Origin of the sequence: Bradyrhizobium sp. (genome assembly GCF_035309285.1) — a bacterium.
Classification (GTDB): domain Bacteria; phylum Pseudomonadota; class Alphaproteobacteria; order Rhizobiales; family Xanthobacteraceae; genus Bradyrhizobium.
This window is the reverse complement of record NZ_DATGFH010000006.1, coordinates 12822-29751: the sequence shown is the minus strand read 5'-3', so window position 1 is coordinate 29751 and position 16930 is coordinate 12822. Positions and strand designations below refer to the sequence as shown.

14 protein-coding genes and 1 pseudogene are annotated in these 16930 nt (G+C 62.6%); 7 read left to right on the top strand and 8 right to left on the bottom strand.

Translation table 11 applies throughout. From position 1 onward, the window contains the following. Positions 1 to 77: 77 nt before the first annotated feature. Positions 78 to 2141: an AfsR/SARP family transcriptional regulator gene (locus VKR55_RS02070; RefSeq protein ID WP_324399158.1), complete on the top strand. Its 2064-nt coding sequence runs from the start codon at positions 78 to 80 to the stop codon at positions 2139 to 2141. Here the strand turns inward: VKR55_RS02070 and VKR55_RS02065 are convergent. Further along, entirely contained in the window at positions 2125 to 2526 is a 402-nt protein-coding gene (locus VKR55_RS02065) for a hypothetical protein (RefSeq protein WP_324399156.1), read from the bottom strand. The two genes, VKR55_RS02070 and VKR55_RS02065, sit on opposite strands and share 17 nt — an antisense overlap. Positions 2527 to 2620: 94 nt before the next feature. On the opposite strand from VKR55_RS02065, the gene VKR55_RS02060 reads away from it, so the two are divergent. Beyond that, positions 2621 to 3958, top strand: a complete 1338-nt coding sequence (locus VKR55_RS02060; RefSeq protein WP_324399154.1) for a YcaO-like family protein — start codon at positions 2621 to 2623, stop codon at positions 3956 to 3958. A gap of 8 nt (positions 3959 to 3966) precedes the next feature. On the opposite strand, the gene gyrA is transcribed toward VKR55_RS02060, so the two are convergent. Together gyrA and VKR55_RS02050 are read right to left on the bottom strand one after the other, a co-directional pair. Continuing rightward, a complete protein-coding gene (gyrA, locus tag VKR55_RS02055; RefSeq protein ID WP_324399152.1) occupies positions 3967 to 6696 on the bottom strand; it encodes a DNA gyrase subunit A in 2730 nt (909 codons plus the stop codon). A gap of 369 nt (positions 6697 to 7065) precedes the next feature. Next, on the bottom strand, positions 7066 to 7557 hold the full coding sequence (locus VKR55_RS02050) for a single-stranded DNA-binding protein (RefSeq protein WP_324399150.1): 492 nt from the start codon (positions 7555 to 7557) through the stop codon (positions 7066 to 7068). A gap of 485 nt (positions 7558 to 8042) precedes the next feature. Here VKR55_RS02050 and VKR55_RS02045 point away from each other — a divergent pair, with 485 nt between their 5' ends. The 5 genes from VKR55_RS02045 to VKR55_RS02025 all read left to right on the top strand — a co-directional run bounded on the left by VKR55_RS02045 (position 8043) and on the right by VKR55_RS02025 (position 14502). Continuing rightward, entirely contained in the window at positions 8043 to 8813 is a 771-nt protein-coding gene (locus tag VKR55_RS02045; protein ID WP_324399148.1) for an outer membrane protein, read from the top strand. 234 nt (positions 8814 to 9047) lie between these two features. Continuing rightward, complete coding sequence (locus VKR55_RS02040) at positions 9048 to 9821, top strand: outer membrane protein (protein WP_324399146.1); 774 nt, start codon at positions 9048 to 9050, stop codon at positions 9819 to 9821. A 266-nt stretch (positions 9822 to 10087) separates the two neighbouring features. Further along, on the top strand, positions 10088 to 13066 hold the full coding sequence (uvrA, locus tag VKR55_RS02035; RefSeq protein WP_324399144.1) for an excinuclease ABC subunit UvrA: 2979 nt from the start codon (positions 10088 to 10090) through the stop codon (positions 13064 to 13066). Positions 13067 to 13127: 61 nt separating this feature from the next. Beyond that, positions 13128 to 13754, top strand: coding sequence for an inner membrane-spanning protein YciB (locus VKR55_RS02030; protein WP_324399142.1), 627 nt, complete (start codon positions 13128 to 13130; stop codon positions 13752 to 13754). A 64-nt stretch (positions 13755 to 13818) separates the two neighbouring features. Then, a complete protein-coding gene (locus VKR55_RS02025; protein WP_324399140.1) occupies positions 13819 to 14502 on the top strand; it encodes an HAD-IA family hydrolase in 684 nt (227 codons plus the stop codon). Here the strand turns inward: VKR55_RS02025 and VKR55_RS02020 are convergent. From VKR55_RS02020 to VKR55_RS02000, 5 genes and pseudogenes are all read right to left on the bottom strand, one after another. Next, positions 14489 to 14614: a DUF433 domain-containing protein gene (locus VKR55_RS02020; protein ID WP_324399138.1), complete on the bottom strand. Its 126-nt coding sequence runs from the start codon at positions 14612 to 14614 to the stop codon at positions 14489 to 14491. The two genes, VKR55_RS02025 and VKR55_RS02020, sit on opposite strands and share 14 nt — an antisense overlap. Positions 14615 to 14633: 19 nt before the next feature. After that, positions 14634 to 14921: a HigA family addiction module antitoxin gene (locus VKR55_RS02015; protein ID WP_324399136.1), complete on the bottom strand. Its 288-nt coding sequence runs from the start codon at positions 14919 to 14921 to the stop codon at positions 14634 to 14636. Between the two features lie 4 nt (positions 14922 to 14925). Then, positions 14926 to 15213 carry a type II toxin-antitoxin system RelE/ParE family toxin gene (locus VKR55_RS02010; RefSeq protein ID WP_324399134.1) on the bottom strand — a complete coding sequence of 96 codons (288 nt, stop codon included), beginning with the start codon at positions 15211 to 15213 and terminating at the stop codon, positions 14926 to 14928. Between the two features lie 49 nt (positions 15214 to 15262). Continuing rightward, positions 15263 to 16038, bottom strand: a pseudogene (locus VKR55_RS02005) (AAA family ATPase). 18 nt (positions 16039 to 16056) lie between these two features. After that, a complete protein-coding gene (locus tag VKR55_RS02000) occupies positions 16057 to 16812 on the bottom strand; it encodes an AAA family ATPase (RefSeq protein ID WP_324399130.1) in 756 nt (251 codons plus the stop codon). Positions 16813 to 16930 lie beyond the last annotated feature (118 nt).

The window sequence follows — 16930 nt, the reverse complement described above, 5'->3', positions numbered from 1 at the left end:
CAGGTCCTGACGAGTCATCGTCCATTAGCGATCTCGGTAAACTGTTGTAGGCTCTCAGGGCTCAAGGAGTTCTTGCCGTGCTCCAGCTGTCATTGTTCGGCCCCTTCTCGCTGCGAAACGACGGGCACGAGGTCCGAATCAAGAGCCTCAAGCTGCGGGGCATCCTCGGCTACATCGCGCTGAGCGAGTCGCTGCTTGAGACGCGCGAGCGGCTGGTCGGCCTGCTCTGGAGCGAGTCAGGGGAAGCGCAGGCGCGTGCTGTGTTGCGCCAGGTCATTCGCGAGCTCCGTGAGATTTTTGCTGAGGCCGGCTGCGACGGGCTTCGCATTGACGCCCATGAAATAGGATTTGAGCACAGCGCTATCGACGTGGATGTGTGGGCTATCGTACGCGCGGCCGAAGCCGGAGAGGTGCATCCTCTCCTGCTCGAGCGGCAGCATCTGACCGATGATCTCTTGAGCGGCCTGGAGGATCTCGATCCGTCGTTCCGCGTCTGGGTCCTGGCCAAGCGGCACACGCTGTCCGATCGCCTGCTGCGCGCCCTGGAGCAGGGTCTCGCTCAGAATCTCCACAGCCCGAACAGGCAAGCGCGGCTTGCGGAAGCCATCATCAATCTCGACCCTACCCACGAGAACGCGTGTCGATGCCTGATGCTGGCGAATGCGACGACGGGCCGGACAGCGCACGCGTTGCGCGCCTACAAGGCCTTATGGGATTTGCTGGACGAAGACTATGGAATGGAGCCCTCGAAGGCGACGCAGGAGCTGGTGGCCAAGATAAAGCTGGGCGCCTACGAGCGTGCAGAGCAGCCGCAGGATGATAGCGCCGCAGCAGCGCCATCCGTTCCTTTTGCCCTTTTCGGGCCAGGCTCGATCGTTCCGCCCAATCCGGCCGAGACGCGACTTTTGCTTTCACTGCAAGCCGTCGACATCCAACAGGTCGATCGCGACAAGGCGCATCTTGCGGTCGGGTTTCGTCAGCTCCTGATTGCGTCACTGGTCAAATTCCGGGAGTGGCACGTGACTGACCTGCCCTTCCCGCCGCAGGCTGACAAGCTCTCGCAGCAGGCAGAGGAGCGCTACGAGGTGCAGATGTTTGCCAGTCAAAACCGGCAGGCCCTGCAACTCACCTTGATGCTGAAGGAATCGGCTACCGGTTTCTACGTTTGGAGCGACGGGTTCGAGCTCAATTTGGACAATTGGTTCGATTCGCAACGGCGCGTTATTGGGCGCGTGGCGATGGCGCTCAATGTACATCTATCGGCCGAGCGCCTCCGTCGCCTGTCGGAAAGGCCCGACATTTCGATCGGAGTCTATGATCGATGGTTGCGTTGCCAAACGCTGGTCCGGACATTCAATCCCCAGCACTGGTCTCGTCTGACCGCGCAATTCAGCGAGATCATCGAGGCCGCACCTCAGTTTGTACCGGCGTATTGCGGTCTGGCGGACTTGCATACGATCGAGCACATCGCCCATCCCGGCGTGCTTCGATCGCGTGCGCGAGAACAAAGGGCATTGGAGCTTGCACGCAAGGCGGTCGAGCTGGACGCTGCCGACATTCATGCCCATCGCTGCCTGGCCTGGGCATATGCGATGATCGGACAGCACAGCCAGGCGGAACTCCACATTCAGGTCGCCTGCGAGCTCAATCCGAATGATTCCTGGACCGCGATTTCCGCGGCGCTCCTGCTGGCATTTTGCGGGGAATACCAGCGCGCATCCGAGCTTGGTCAGATCGCACTGGATATGACGCTTTCACCAAGCCGAACTCATTGGGCCTATCAAGCCGACATTCAGTTCCTGAGCGGAAACTACGAGGCAGCGATCCAGGCGGCGGATCGTGCCCAGGATGTCCTGTGGGGGGCGGCAGCTTGGCGGACGGCGGCGCTGGCCCACCTCGACCGCGTGGCCGAAGCTGCCGCAGAAGCAAAGCGATTTCTGTCCCGAATCCGCGCGAACTGGTTCGGCGCCGAACCGGCAACCGACAGCGCGATCGTCCGCTGGCTGCTACACCTTTATCCGATCCGCCGGCGCGCCGACTGGGAAAGGCTTCGCGACGGCTTGCAGGCCGCGGGCCTTCCAGCCGGTGTCGAGCTCGACGGCCTGCACGCGCCGACGTTGGATGTCAGCAGCACTCATTGACGGAGTATTCTCCGATGCGCCTGATCGCGAAGTCGCGCGCCTGCTGCGCAGAGAGGGAGGCCCTCGCCGCGCCGGCATAGGCGATATCGTAGAACAGCGGCATGTTGGTGTAAGGACCGGGTTGGACTGTTGCCAGTTTCGCGTCGCGCATCTGCGCGGTGGGGATCATGATCACCAGGGAATCGTCGGGAGAGTCAGGATAGGACAGGATCTGGACAACCCTGTCATCCCCTCCCACGCAGTCGGCCACTATGTTGTTCGCGGCAAACTGGGTTCGGAGTTCACCAGCAGTGGTGGGACGCGATTCTTCGTCGTCGATCCAGGTCTGGACCAGATTGCCCCAGTTCAACCAATTTTGGTTGTCGTCTTTGATTTGAATGCGCATCGCGGCTTCTCCTTGAGGACCGAGCTGATTGCACAACTCTAACTTTCCTTTGTTGAAGCAGCTGACGTGAATCCAACGTGAATCGGACATCCCCATGGAAGATCAGCAAAATCCGCTTGCCGTCCGCCTGGAATCGGCGGCATCCGCGCTGACCACCAGTCCCGCCGCGATCGTCGCCGATACCAGTCTGTTGCGCTATCTCGGCTATGACGATGGAGCTACCGCCCAAGCGGAAGGCCGCGCACGCTTGCTGCGCGCCGCGGCACGGTTTCGCCGGCTCTTCCTTCTGCCCGTCCCCGATGCCCCCGGTTTGACATTCTTTGGCGCAGAGGCTGACCCCGCAACGTTTGGCAAGCCGTACGAAGGCCTTCCAATGGGCAATCTTGCGGGCTCCGGACTCACGCCGCAAAGAGCGTTCGAGGCGTGTGTCGGCGAAGGCATTGAATATTTGAGCCAGTTCGTTCGCGCCGACAACTCCGCCGAGTTGGGTCCGCCCGCCGTCTACGCCAATGCTCCCGACGAGCATGCAAGAAGGCTTATCAACGAAATACTCGCAGCCTGCTCGATCGACACTGATCGCCCAATCTCGTGGGTCGCGGCAGGCCGCTTGTCAGACGGCGCAAAGGTGCGATTTCCGCTGGACCTTTGTTGTCGGCGGCGCGCAAGCGAGCAGGATTTCGCCCCTCCCCTCAAGCTCAGTTCAGGATGCGCTGCGGGGGCGACCGTCGAGGCAGCTACCTTGCGCGCCCTGCTGGAGTTGGTCGAACGCGATGCGGCGGCACTGTGGTGGCGCGGCGGCCATCGCGGGCGAGCGATCGCGCCGGACAGCGAAGCCGCGGCTGCAGCCACCAAGTTGCTGACACAGCTAAGGCAGGGGAAGACAGACCGGAGAACCTGGCTCCTCGACATCACGACCGACGTGCAGATACCGGCAGTGGTCGCGCTCTCGGCACGTGAGGATGGGTTCGGCTTCGCCTTCGGTCTTGGCGCCCGATTGACGCTCGCGGAAGCTGCGCAAGCGGCCATCTTCGAATTGTGCCAGGTGGAACTTGGCCAGCATGTGGTTGACGCGAAGCGAAAGGAATCCGGCGATGCGGCATTGAGCGAGAACGATCGCCGTCAGCTGCGGCGCGGCACACTCTTCGACACTCGGTATTGTAAATTGTTGCAACCCGAGCCGGCCCACTTTCCGGCGGAGGGACACGATGCTCCGCTATCAGGCCTGCAGGGAGCTCTCGAGCGCTTGGGAGCGCTCGGCATTGCCGTGTACGCCGTTGATCTCACCCGGCCTGAGCTTGGCATCCCGGTGATCCGGACGATCGCCCCAGGCCTGCAACTTGAGCCTTGCCAGATAGTGGGACCGCGCCTGTCTCGTGTGATCAACGAGACTGGCGGAGGCGCCGTGCATCACGGTGGGATGCCGCTACTCTAGCAAGCGGCCTAACCACCGCCGCCGTTGCCGTTCTCGCCGTTCTCGTCCTCGCCGATATGCTCGACCGAGACCACGTGCTCGTCCTCGGCGGTGTCGAACACGATCACGCCCTGCGTCGAGCGGCCGGCGATGCGGATGTCCTCGACCGGGCAGCGGATGAGCTGGCCCTTGTCGGTGACCAGCATGATCTGGTCGGAATCCTCGACTGGGAACGAGGCGACGAGCTTGCCATTACGCTCGTTGACGCTCATGGCGACGATGCCTTTGCCGCCGCGGCCGGTGGTGCGGTACTCAAATGACGAGGTCCGCTTGCCAAAGCCGTTTTCGCTGATGGTCAGCACGAACTGCTCGGCCGCCGACATTTCGACATAGCGCTGCTCGCCGAGCTCCATCGATCCTGAGGCCTCCTCGCCGTCGGTCGACGTCTCCTCCTCGGCGCCACCACGGCGCACCGCGTTGGCCCGCCGCAGATACGCTGCGCGCTCCTCGGCATCGACGTCCATGTGGCGCAGGATCGAGAGCGAGATCACCTTGTCGTCCTTGGCAAGCGCAATACCGCGCACGCCCATCGAGGTGCGGCCGGTGAAGACGCGCACGTCGTTGACGGGGAAGCGGATGCATTGGCCTCCGGCCGCCGTGAGCAGAACGTCGTCGTGCTCGGTGCAGATCTGCACGTCGACGATGGCCTCGCCCTCCTCGAGCTTCATGGCGATGATGCCGGAGCGGCGGACATCGACGAAGTCCGAGAGCTTGTTGCGACGCACGTTGCCGCCGGTGGTGGCGAACATCACGTCGAGCTGCGCCCACGAGGATTCATCCTCCGGCAGGGGCATGATGGTGGTGATGCGCTCGCCCTGCTCCAGCGGCAGGATGTTGATCAGCGCCTTGCCGCGCGCATTGGGGGCTGCGACCGGCAGGCGCCAGACCTTCTCCTTGTAGACCTGGCCGCGCGAGGAGAAGAACAGGACCGGCGTATGCGTGGAGGCCACGAACAGGCGGCTGACGAAATCCTCTTCCCGGGTCTGCATGCCGGCGCGGCCCTTGCCGCCGCGGCGCTGCGCCCGATAGGCCGAGAGCGGCACGCGCTTGGCGTAGCCGGCGTGGGAGACGGTCACGACCATATCCTCGCGCTGGATCAGGTCCTCGTCCTCGACCTCGCCCTCCTGCTCGATGATGACGGTCTTCCGCGGCGTGCCGAACTCGGCCTTCACCTCGGCTAGCTCAGTCTTGATGATGGTCTGGATGCGGGCGCGTGAGCGCAGGATGTCAAGGTAGTCGGCGATCTCGACGGCCAGCTTGTCGAGCTCCTCGGAGATCTCCTCACGTCCCAGCGCAGTCAGGCGCTGCAGGCGCAAGTCGAGGATGGCCTTGGCCTGCTCCATCGACAGTCGCGCGGTGCCGTCGGGCGCAAGCCGATGGCGGGGATCGTCGATCAGCGTAATCATGGCGGCGACGTCCTGCGCCGGCCAGTCGCGCGACATCAAGGTGTCGCGCGCTGTGTTCGGATCGGGCGAGGTACGGATCACACGGATGATCTCGTCGATGTTGGCGACGGCGATCGCCAGCCCAACCAGGATATGGGCGCGGTCGCGCGCCTTGTTGAGCAGGAATTTGGTCCGCCGCGTCACCACCTGCTCGCGGAAGGCGATGAAGACGGTGAGCAGATCCTTCAAATTCATCGTCTGCGGACGGCCGCTGTCGAGCGCCACCATGTTGGCGCCAAAGCTCGTCTGCAGCGGCGTGAACCTGTAGAGCTGGTTCAACACGACGTCCGGCATCGCATCGCGCTTGAGCTCGACCACGACGCGGTAGCCCTCTCGATCGGATTCGTCGCGCAGGTCCGCGATGCCGTCGATCTTCTTCTCCTTGTGGAGCTCGGCAATGCGCTCGACCATCGAGGCCTTGTTGATCTGGTACGGGATCTCCGTGATGACGATCGCCTCGCGCTCCTTGCGGATGGTTTCGAACGCGACCTTGCCGCGCATCACGATCGAGCCGCGGCCGAGGTGGTAGGCCGAGCGAATGCCCTGGCGGCCGAGGATGATGCCGCCGGTCGGAAAATCCGGTCCCGGAATGATCTCGATCAGCTGATCGATCGTCAGCGAGGGATTGTCGATCAGCGCCACGCAGGCATCAACCACCTCGCCGAGATTATGCGGCGGGATGTTGGTCGCCATGCCGACCGCGATGCCGCCGGCGCCGTTGACGAGCAGGTTCGGGAATTTGGCGGGAAGGACGACCGGCTCCTTGCGGGAGTCGTCGTAATTGGGCTGGAAGTCGACGGTGTCGCGGTCGATGTCGTCGAGCAGATGCAGCGCGATCCTGGTGAGCCGGGATTCGGTGTAGCGCATCGCCGCCGGGGGATCGCCGTCGACGGAACCGAAATTGCCCTGACCATCGATCAGGGGCACGCGCATCGAAAAATCCTGCGCGAGCCGCACCAGCGCGTCGTAGATCGCCTGGTCGCCGTGCGGGTGATAGTTGCCCATCACGTCGCCGACGATACCGGCGGACTTCTTGTACTTCTTGTCAGGCGTGTAGCCGCTCTCGTTCATCGAGAACAGGATGCGGCGATGCACCGGCTTCATTCCATCACGCGCATCGGGCAACGCCCGCGCCACGATCACGCTCATGGCGTAATCGAGGTAGGAGCGTTTCATCTCGTCGAGGATGGAAACGGGGCGAATATCGGAGGGCACCGGCGGCTCGCCGGGTGTCTCGTCGTCGTGGTCTGCCAAGGGGAAAATCCGGGTCGTTTTCTTTGCGGAATCATATAGCCCATCGGAGGCCCTAAAACCACCCTTTCGGGCTTCAAAGGCACGGTTTTTCCGCTCGTTTTTCCAGAGACTTAGGCCATTTGCGAGGGGTTAGCGAAAGCCGCTCGCTGCGGGCTGCAATCAGGGCCCCTTTTCAGCGCCGAACAAGGCCGACAAAAGCATCGATGTAAATCGATTTGCATCGATGTTCTTATCATTCACATCAAGCGCCATCAAAGCTCGGAAGACGAAGCAGCGCAGGCGCAAAATACATCGGCGCGACGACGTTACCGCCGCGCGCCGAAATTCTGCTTCACGCGATTGGATGATCGGGCGAGCGCCCGCCACAGCTCAGAACGGGATATCGTCGTCCATGTCGCTGTTGCGCGCACCGGCGGCGGCAACGCGGCGCGGCGGCGCGCTCGACGGACCGGCTGCGCCGAAATCGCCGCCCGGCTCGTCGCCGAAACCGCCACCGCCACTGCCACCACCGCGGCCATCCAGCATGGTCAGTGTCGAGTTGAAGCCCTGCAGCACCACCTCGGTGGTGTATTTCTCCGCGCCGCTCTGGTCGGTGTATTTGCGCGTCTGCAACTGGCCTTCGATGTAAACCTTGGCGCCTTTCTTCAGGTATTGCTCGGCGATCTTGGCCAGGCCCTCGCTAAAGATCACCACGCGATGCCACTCGGTCTTCTCCTTGCGCTCGCCGGTCGCCTTGTCGCGCCAGTTCTCGGAGGTCGCGACGCTGAGATTGGCGATCGGCCGGCCGTCCTGGGTTCGTCGGATCTCCGGATCCTTGCCGAGATTTCCGACCAAAATCACCTTGTTCACACTTCCCGCCATCGCCACTCTCCACGCTGAGACGCCGCCGCTCAAACTCCGCCAGCACGATCGTCTGGCTCAAGCTCGGACCAATGAATCGTTGGGGCGCGACCCTATACGCTTGGCAAGCCCTTGCCGCCTGCGCGGCAGCGCAGGTTACGCCGTTATCCACATATAGCACCGAAATCCCCAACGTTCCAGTTTTGTTCCCGAAAGACTGCCGCAAATGGCTCCCCACGATAACACAAATTCATCGGCCTGGCGGATCGCAGTGTCGAAGTCGGCTTCCCATTGCTCTCCGGTAACCGGCCGCACCGGACCGAAAAATCTGACAAATCATTAACATTATAGGCCGCACTTGGCCGCTGAGTGTTGCATTTCGGAGACGGCATTGCGGCCTGAATCGAGCTAAATTCCGGGTCGAATTTTGGATCGCACGGGCGGTCGTGGCTTGAGGAAGACGCTTCTGGGGACCAACGGAAGCGGACAAAGGCTGGAGTGGTGGAATGAAGAATAGTCTGCTCGGCATAGCCGGTCTGGTCGCTGCGATCAGCATGGCCTCGCCCGCGTCCGCTGCTGATCTTGCTGCGCGGCCCTACACCAAGGCGCCCGCGATGATCGCCGCTGCCTACGATTGGAGCGGCTTCTACATCGGTCTCAACGGCGGCGGCGGCTCGGCCCGCAAGTGCTGGGACATCGTCAACGACCTCGGAGTGCCCGTGGTGCCGGCCTTCCGCGAAGGTTGCCATGACGCGACCGGCGGCATGGTCGGAGGCCAGCTCGGCTATCGCTGGCAGTCCGCGAGTTGGGTGTTCGGGGTCGAGGCGCAGGGCGACTGGGCCGACTTCAAGGGTTCGAACACCAGCCTGTTCTTCGGCCCCGGTACGGTCAATCAGACCAAGGTGGATGCGCTTGGCCTGTTCACGGGCCAGGTCGGCTACGCCTGGAACAATGTGCTCTGGTACGTGAAGGGCGGCGCCGCCGTCGTCGACGACAAGTACAGGGGCCTGAACGCGGTCGGCGGCGCCGTCTTCGACCAGGCCAACGACACCCGCTGGGGCGGCACTGTCGGCACCGGCGTCGAAGTCAGCTTCGCGTTGAACTGGTCGGTTGCCTTCGAATACGATCATCTGTTCATGGGTAGCCGCAACATCAATTTCGCCTCGACTACGGCGCCTTTCGGGCTGTCCCGCATCGACAGCATCAAGCAAGACGCCGATATCGGCAGTGTCCGCGTGAACTACCGCTGGGGCGGGCCGGTGATCGCGAAATACTGATCCTCGCCTGAATTTCCCGATGAAAAGGCCGGCTTCGCGCCGGCCTTTTTGCTGGCCGAAAGATGGCAAAATCATGGCATCTCAAAGTTGTAGTCCTCGCAGTTTAACCGCCGTTGTGGCTTTCGGGTGACGCTGATTCAAGCACCTCTGGTTTATGATTGGCACAGTTTTGGAATCGGGCTGAGGGGTCGCCGACCGGCTCCCTGGTTGTTCAATTTTCTGGAGGACTGGAACATGAAAAAAATCCTGTTGGCGACAGCCGCTCTTGTCGCTGTTGGCATCGCTCCCGCGCTCGCGGCCGATCTTCCGGCTCGGGTTTACACCAAGGCACCAGCCATCGTTCCACCGCCGATCTATAGCTGGGCCGGCTTCTACATCGGTCTCAACGGCGGCGGCGCCTCCGCCCACAAGTGCTGGGATGTGACCAACGTCTTCGGTTTCCCGGTGGCGCCGTTCAGTGAGGGTTGCCATGACGCGAGCGGGGGCGTGGTCGGTGGCCAGGTCGGTTATCGCTGGCAGAGCGCCAACTGGGTGTTCGGCCTTGAAGCCCAGGGCGACTGGGCCAACCTCAGGGGCTCGAACGTCAGCCTCCTGCCGCTGGCTGGCTTGCTCACCAACCGGACCAGGATCGACGCGCTCGGCCTGTTCACCGGCCAGGTTGGCTATGCCTGGAACAACGTGCTCTGGTACGTGAAGGGCGGCGCCGCTGTCGCGGATGACAAGTATGACGGCCTGATCACTGGCACCGGCTTCGTGCTCGACTCCGCAAGCGAGACCCGTTGGGGTGGCGTGGTCGGCACCGGCCTGGAAATTGGCTTCGCGCCGCACTGGTCGGTGGGCTTCGAATACGACCATCTGTTCATGGGTAACCGCTCGGTCAACTTCACCACGTCGTTGGTCCCGGGCGTCCTGGTCGGCACCCGCACCGACTCGATCCGTCAGGACGTCGACATGGGCACCGTCCGCATCAACTACACCTTCGGCGGCCCGGTGGTCGCGAAGTACTGATCTCGTCGACAGGCGATTGCTTCCGAGAAAAGGCCGGCCTCGCGCCGGCCTTTTTGTTTGCACGCGAAAAATACGCAAATGGCCGGCTTGCTGCCCGCTGCTGCCAACGCGCGCCGCGCCCGAGGAAACCGTTGATGGGCGCTATTCAGCACTGGAATTCAAAGCCCGTTCTTCCTACGTTCTGAGCTTCACGAGAGCGGCGTCCGATCCTGGTTTTCCGGCGAGGCGCAGGTCAAAATGCGCGGCCCACGCGCCTGGAATTGCTCATGGACGAGATCCTGAAAGCCCGACGCCAACTATCTGCTTCGAGTCTGCGCGCCATCACCATCCGCGGCGCGCGCGAGCACAATCTGAAGAACATCGACGTCGAGATTCCCCGCGACAAGCTCGTGGTGTTCACCGGCCTCTCCGGCTCCGGCAAATCCTCGCTCGCCTTCGACACCATCTATGCCGAAGGCCAGCGCCGCTACGTGGAATCGCTCTCGGCCTATGCGCGCCAGTTTCTGGAGATGATGCAGAAGCCGGATGTCGACCAGATTGACGGCCTGTCGCCGGCGATCTCGATCGAGCAGAAGACCACGTCGAAGAATCCGCGCTCGACGGTCGGCACGGTGACCGAGATCTACGACTACATGCGCCTGCTCTGGGCGCGCGTCGGCGTGCCCTATTCGCCGGCCACAGGATTGCCGATCGAGAGCCAGACGGTGTCGCAGATGGTCGACCGCGTGCTGGCGCTGCCTGAGGGCACACGGCTCTATCTGCTCGCGCCGGTCGTGCGCGGCCGCAAGGGCGAGTACAAGAAGGAATTGGCTGAATACCTCAAGAAGGGATTCCAGCGCGTCAAGATCGACGGCACCTTCCACGAGCTCGCCGAGGCGCCTGCCCTCGACAAGAAATTCCCGCACGACATCGACGTCGTGGTCGACCGCATCGTCGTGCGGGCGGATATCGGCCAGCGGCTTGCTGAAAGCTTTGAGACCGCACTCAAGCTCGCCGAGGGGCTGGCGGTGATCGAATACGCGGATACGCCAACGGCACCTGCGCCGGAGGACAAGAAGAAGACCGCAAAGATCCACGACAAGAGCGGGCCCGAGCGCATCCTGTTTTCGGAAAAATTCGCTTGTCCCGTGTCCGGCTTCACCATCCCCGAGATCGAGCCGCGGCTGTTCTCCTTCAACAACCCCTATGGCGCCTGCCCGGCCTGCGGCGGGCTCGGCGTCGAGCAGCATGTCGATGAGGACCTGGTCATTCCCGACAAGGAGATGACCTTGCGCAAGGGCGCGATCGCGCCCTGGTCGAAGTCGTCGTCGCCCTATTACATCCAGACGCTGACCGCGCTCGGCAAATTCTACAAGTTCACACTCGATACCAAGTGGAAGGACCTGCCGAAGAAGACGCAGACCGCGATCCTGCATGGCTCGGGCGAGGACGAGATCAAGTTCTCCTATGAGGACGGCGTGCGCTCCTACGACACCAAGAAGCCGTTCGAGGGCGTGATCACCAATATCGAGCGCCGCTATCGCGAGACCGAGAGCGAATGGGCGCGCGAAGAGCTCGCCAAATATTTCTCCGATGTGCCCTGCGTCGGCTGCAACGGCTATCGCCTCAAACCCGAGGCGCTGTGCGTGAAGGTTGCCGACAAGCATATCGGCGAGATTTCCGAGCTCTCGGTCAAGCGCGCCGCCGAATGGTTCGAAAGCGTGCCGGCGGCGCTGAATGCACAGCAGAACGAGATCGCCACGCGCGTCTTGAAGGAGATCCGCGAGCGGCTGACCTTCCTGGTCGATGTCGGCCTCAATTATCTGACGCTGTCGCGCTCCTCCGGAACGCTCTCCGGTGGCGAGAGCCAGCGCATTCGGCTGGCCTCGCAGATCGGCTCGGGGCTGACCGGCGTGCTCTACGTGCTGGACGAGCCCTCGATCGGCCTGCACCAGCGCGACAATGCGCGCCTGCTCGAGACGCTGAAGCGCCTGCGCGACCTCGGCAACACCGTGATCGTGGTCGAGCATGACGAGGACGCGATTCGGCTTGCCGACTATGTCCTCGATATCGGTCCCGGCGCCGGCATGCATGGTGGCAACATCGTGGCCCAGGGCACGCCCGCGGACATCATGCGCAATGCCAGCTCGCTGACAGGCAAATACTTGACCGGCGAGCTCGCGGTCGAGGTGCCGGAGCGGCGGCCGCCGAACCATCGCCGCACCATCAAGGTGGTGAATGCGCGCGGCAATAACCTGAAGAACATCTCGGCGGAGATCCCGCTCGGCCTGTTCACCTGCGTGACCGGTGTCTCCGGCGGCGGCAAGTCGACATTGCTGATCGATACGCTCTACCGCGCCATCGCGCGCAAGCTCAATGGCGCGAGCGAAGGCGCGGCACCGCACGACCGCATCGAAGGGCTCGAGCACATCGACAAGATCATCGACATCGACCAGTCGCCGATCGGCCGCACGCCGCGCTCCAATCCCGCGACCTATACCGGCGCCTTCACGCCGATCCGCGAATGGTTCGCCGGCTTGCCGGAAGCCAAGGCGCGCGGCTACGAGCCCGGGCGCTTCTCCTTCAACGTCAAGGGCGGCCGCTGCGAAGCCTGCCAGGGCGACGGCGTCATCAAGATCGAGATGCACTTTTTGCCGGATGTCTACGTCACCTGCGATGTCTGCAAGGGCAAGCGCTACAACCGTGAGACGCTGGAGGTGCTGTTCAAGGGCAAGTCGATCGCCGACGTGCTCGACATGACGGTGGAGGAAGCTGCCGAGTTCTTCAAGGCGGTGCCGCGCGTGCGCGACACCTTCGAGACGCTGCGCCGCGTCGGCCTCGATTACATCCATGTCGGCCAGCAGGCGACCACGCTCTCCGGAGGCGAGGCCCAGCGCGTCAAGCTCGCCAAGGAACTGTCGAAGCGCGCCACCGGCCGCACGCTCTATATCCTGGACGAGCCGACCACGGGCCTGCACTTCCACGACGTGAAGAAGCTTCTGGAGGTGCTGCACGAGCTGGTCGCCCAGGGCAATACGGTGGTGGTGATCGAGCACAATCTCGAGGTGATCAAGACCGCCGACTGGGTGATCGACCTCGGCCCCGAAGGCGGCGACGGCGGCGGCGAGATCGTCGCCTGGGGCGCGCCGGAGGACATCGTGAAGGCGCCGCGGAGCTACACGGGCAGGTTTTTGGAGCCGGTGCTGAAGAAGGCGCGCGCGCCAAGGAAGAAGAGCGGGGGTGGGGCGAGCGAGGCGGCGGAGTAAGCCAGGGCAGCCAGCCGATTCCCGAGCGCCAAAGGGCTGAGCAAGGCGAGCTCAACATCCGATGAAATACTTCCTCAACGCCGCGATGCTTCTGCTCCTCGACCTGGCGTCGACCATCCTGTTTCTCATTATCTTTTCACTGACCCACAACGTCCGCCTCGCCGTCGGCCTCGGCATGGCATTGGGCATCGCGCAAATTGGAATCCAGTTTGCTCGCGGAAGGCCGATCGCCACCATGGAGTGGCTGAGCCTGTTTCTGGTCGTCGCGTCCGGCACTGCGACGTTGCTGACGAACGACCCGCGCTTTGTGCAATTCAAGCCCAGCGCCATCTACGTGATCGTTGGTCTCGTGATGCTCAAGCCGGGGTGGATGACTCGCTATTTGCCCCCGATCGCCCAGGTGGTCATGCCGGACGTCGCCGCCGTCGTTGGCTTCCTCTGGGCGGGCCTGATGTTCGCCTCCGCCGTGACAAATGCCGTCGTCGCTCTGAATTTCAGCCTGGCGACGTGGGCGTGGTTCATGCCGATGTTCGGTATGGTCAGCAAACTCACGCTGTTCCTCGCGGGATTCGTCACCATGCGCTTCATTGGCCGACGTCGTGTGCTTGCGATGCCGGAGGCGGAACGCGATGCACTGCTGGCTTCGGTCGGATTGCCGTCCGGCAACGCCTACGGCGGAACGGCCTAGCGACAGGTTCTATCTCGGATACAGAGGTGTACCACGCCCACTTCTGCGCCTATCCTCCGCCCGCATGCCTTACTCCCTCGCCATCTTCGATCTCGACGGCACGCTGGTCGACAGCTTTCCCTGGTTCTGCCGCACCATCAACGACGTCGCCGACCACTTCGGCTTTCGCCGCGTGACGGAGGACGAGCTGGAGGGAATCCGCGCGGCCTCGACGCACGAGATCCTGGCGCATCTGCAATTGCCGTTGTGGAAGGTGCCGACAGTGGCGCGCTACATGCGGCGTCTGAAGGCCGAGCAGGCCGCCAACACGCCGCTGTTTCCCGGCGTGCCGGCGATGCTTCGCACCCTTGCCGATGCCGGCATCAAGCTGGCGCTGGTCACCTCGGACAGCCAGGCCAATGCCCGGCGCAAGCTCGGCGAGTCGGCGGCGCTGATTGCCTACTACGACTGCGCCGCATCCCTGTTCGGCAAGCCCGCGCGATTTCGCCGCGTCATCCGCCGCTCAGGCGTCGACAAGGCAGAGATCATTGCGATCGGCGACGAGGTCCGCGACATCGAAGCCGCGCGCAGCGTCGGCATCGCCTGCGGCTCGGTGGCATGGGGCTACGCCGCGCCGCAGGCGCTGCGCGCGATGGTGCCGGATTTCATATTCGAGCGCATGGAGGACATCACGCGCGAACTGCTCGGGGCTCACTGCCTGATCGAGCCCTCAGCGGCGCGAATATCATCCGGCGTCAATCATGGATGATCGGCGAGATCGCGCGTGGCGACATTGCTTCGGCGAGCTTGCGCAAGATGAGTTCGACCGGAACAGCCGTGCCGCGGATAACGGGCTCGTCATTCACGACGTGCGGGTTCATCTCGATCCTCCGGTCATTCTCAAGCGGCATCTGCTGGTCTCACCCTTCTCGCGATCTCGGCGCCCTTATCCCTTTCGACTACGCCAATGTCGTATTGGCTCTGCAGGTCGAGCCAGAATTGCGCGCTGTTGCCGAAATATCGGCCGAGTCGAACTGCCGTATCAGCGGTGATCGCGCGCCTGCCGTTAAGAATATCCGTGATACGTCCCGAGGGAACACCGATATCGAGCGACAGCCGATTGGCACTGAGCTTGCGAGCGGTCAACTCTCGCTTGAGGAAACGACCGGGATGGACGACGGGCGCCATGCCTTCAACCTTTGTGATAGTCGACGATTTCGGCATCGAAAGCGTCACCTCTGCGAAATTCAAAGCAAACTCGCCATCGGGCGTTTACCGTCATCGCCCATTGCCCGCTGCGATCTCCCTTAAGCCTATGGAGACCAACGCTCTTCAACGGACTTAAGTCACTCAGCGACTTCGCTGCATTCAGGGCCAATAACAGATCGATCGCAGCCTCGAAATCCAATCCACGGAACTGGTTCGGCCGATCGCCGTCCCAAATCTTCCGGGACGCAGAATTCCGCCACGACCTGATCATGGCATAAACATACTACGGAAGGCGGTAAATATCAACGAGATGCAAGATGTCACTCCCCGATCGCCGCTTCCACAGTGCCACGGGATCGTCGAAGAAATCGCGCATCGCCTTGTAGTGGTCGGTCCGCTCCACCGTCGTCGGCTCCAGCCCGTATTTCGTCAGCCGCAGCAGCGTGGCGTTGGGATAGGCCATCAGCATCGGGGAGTGGGTGGCCATGATGACCTGACAGCGATCGGACCTGTCCATCATCCGCAGCAGTTTCAGGAACTCGATCTGCCGCGATGGCGACAGCGCCGATTCCGGCTCGTCGAAGATGAAAATGCCCTGGCGCTGGCAGCGTTCCTCGAAGAAACGCAGGAAGCCCTCGCCGTGAGAATGCGAGAGAAAATTGGGCGGCGGCCGCTTGTGGAAAGGGTCTTCCTTCCACGCTTTGTCGAGATATCGCGCGATCGAAAAGAAACTCTCCGCCCGGAAGAACCAGCCATGGGTGATTTTCGGCAGCCAGCTTGCGCGCAGCGCCTTCGACAATGCGCCACCCATCTTCTCCAGCGCCTCGGAATGATCGACCGGCGCATAGCCCTTGCCGCCGCCCGCCTCATCGTAGCCGGCGAGCGCAGCGATCCCCTCAAGCAGCGTCGATTTGCCGGTGCCGTTCTCGCCGACGATGATGGTGATGGCGCGCTCGAAGTTGAGCGAGAAGTCGTCGGCGAGGAATGGCAGGCAGAAAGGATAGGCCTCGCGGTCCGGCACGCGGGCCGGATCAAGCCAGAGCCGTTTCAGATAAGGCGCAGGCAGATTGATGTCGCGTTCGCGTCGGCGTGCCATCGATCAGCCTTCCGGCATTCAATCAATGATCGCGGCTTCGACAAATCCCTTGGGATCGTCGAAGAACTCGCGCAAGGTCTTGTAGTGATCGGTCTGCTCGACCGTGGTCGGCTCGAGCCCGTATTTCGTCAGCCGCAATAGTGTCGCGTTGGGATAGGCCATCAACATCGGCGAATGGGTGGCCATGATGACCTGGACGTGGCCGATCTCGTCCATCCGCCGCATCAGTTTCAGAAACTCCATCTGGCGCGCCGGCGACAGCGCGGATTCCGGCTCGTCGAAGATGAAGAGACCCTGCCGTTGGCAGCGCTCCTCAAAGAAACGCAGGAAACCCTCACCGTGGGAATGCGAGAGGAAATCAGCATATGGACTTCCCACCGCGTCCAGATATCGCGCGACAGTAAAAAAGCTCTCCGCGCGAAAGAACCAGCCGTTGGTGATTTTTGGCAACCAGCTCGCACGGAGCACATCCGACAATTCTCCGCCCATCACCTCGATGGCGCTGGAGTGGTCGACCGGCGCATAGCCCTTGCCGCCGCCGGCTTCGTCATAGCCGGCGAGTGCGGCGATGCCCTCCAGCAGCGTCGACTTGCCGGTGCCATTTTCGCCCACGATGGTCGTGATCGCGCGTTCGAAATGAAGCGAGAAGTCGTCGCTCAGGAAAGGCAGGCAAAACGGATAAGCCGTGCGATCCGGAATACGCGACGGATCGAGCCAGACGCGCTTGAGATACGGCGCCGGCAGGTTGATATCGCGCTGTCGCCGTCTTGCCATTTTGTCCTGCCCAACACCTAAAACAATGCTCCAATCCATGGCACAACCATTGGAACATAACAAGAACAATCTTGCGTTGCGTAAGCGTGTCGGAGCGACGCGACATCTCCAGGGACGC

What these genes read in the sequence shown, in the direction of transcription:
- VKR55_RS02000 (WP_324399130.1), bottom strand. Translation starts at nt 16,812, where the DNA reads ATGGCAAGACGGCGACAGCGCGATATCAACCTGCCGGCGCCGTATCTC.
- VKR55_RS02065 (WP_324399156.1), bottom strand. Translation starts at nt 2,526, where the DNA reads ATGCGCATTCAAATCAAAGACGACAACCAAAATTGGTTGAACTGGGGC.
- VKR55_RS02020 (WP_324399138.1), bottom strand. Translation starts at nt 14,614, where the DNA reads ATGAACCCGCACGTCGTGAATGACGAGCCCGTTATCCGCGGCACGGCT.
- VKR55_RS02025 (WP_324399140.1), top strand. Translation starts at nt 13,819, where the DNA reads ATGCCTTACTCCCTCGCCATCTTCGATCTCGACGGCACGCTGGTCGAC.
- VKR55_RS02030 (WP_324399142.1), top strand. Translation starts at nt 13,128, where the DNA reads ATGAAATACTTCCTCAACGCCGCGATGCTTCTGCTCCTCGACCTGGCG.
- VKR55_RS02040 (WP_324399146.1), top strand. Translation starts at nt 9,048, where the DNA reads ATGAAAAAAATCCTGTTGGCGACAGCCGCTCTTGTCGCTGTTGGCATC.
- uvrA (WP_324399144.1), top strand. Translation starts at nt 10,088, where the DNA reads ATGGACGAGATCCTGAAAGCCCGACGCCAACTATCTGCTTCGAGTCTG.
- VKR55_RS02045 (WP_324399148.1), top strand. Translation starts at nt 8,043, where the DNA reads ATGAAGAATAGTCTGCTCGGCATAGCCGGTCTGGTCGCTGCGATCAGC.
- VKR55_RS02015 (WP_324399136.1), bottom strand. Translation starts at nt 14,921, where the DNA reads ATGGCGCCCGTCGTCCATCCCGGTCGTTTCCTCAAGCGAGAGTTGACC.
- VKR55_RS02060 (WP_324399154.1), top strand. Translation starts at nt 2,621, where the DNA reads ATGGAAGATCAGCAAAATCCGCTTGCCGTCCGCCTGGAATCGGCGGCA.
- VKR55_RS02050 (WP_324399150.1), bottom strand. Translation starts at nt 7,557, where the DNA reads ATGGCGGGAAGTGTGAACAAGGTGATTTTGGTCGGAAATCTCGGCAAG.
- VKR55_RS02010 (WP_324399134.1), bottom strand. Translation starts at nt 15,213, where the DNA reads ATGATCAGGTCGTGGCGGAATTCTGCGTCCCGGAAGATTTGGGACGGC.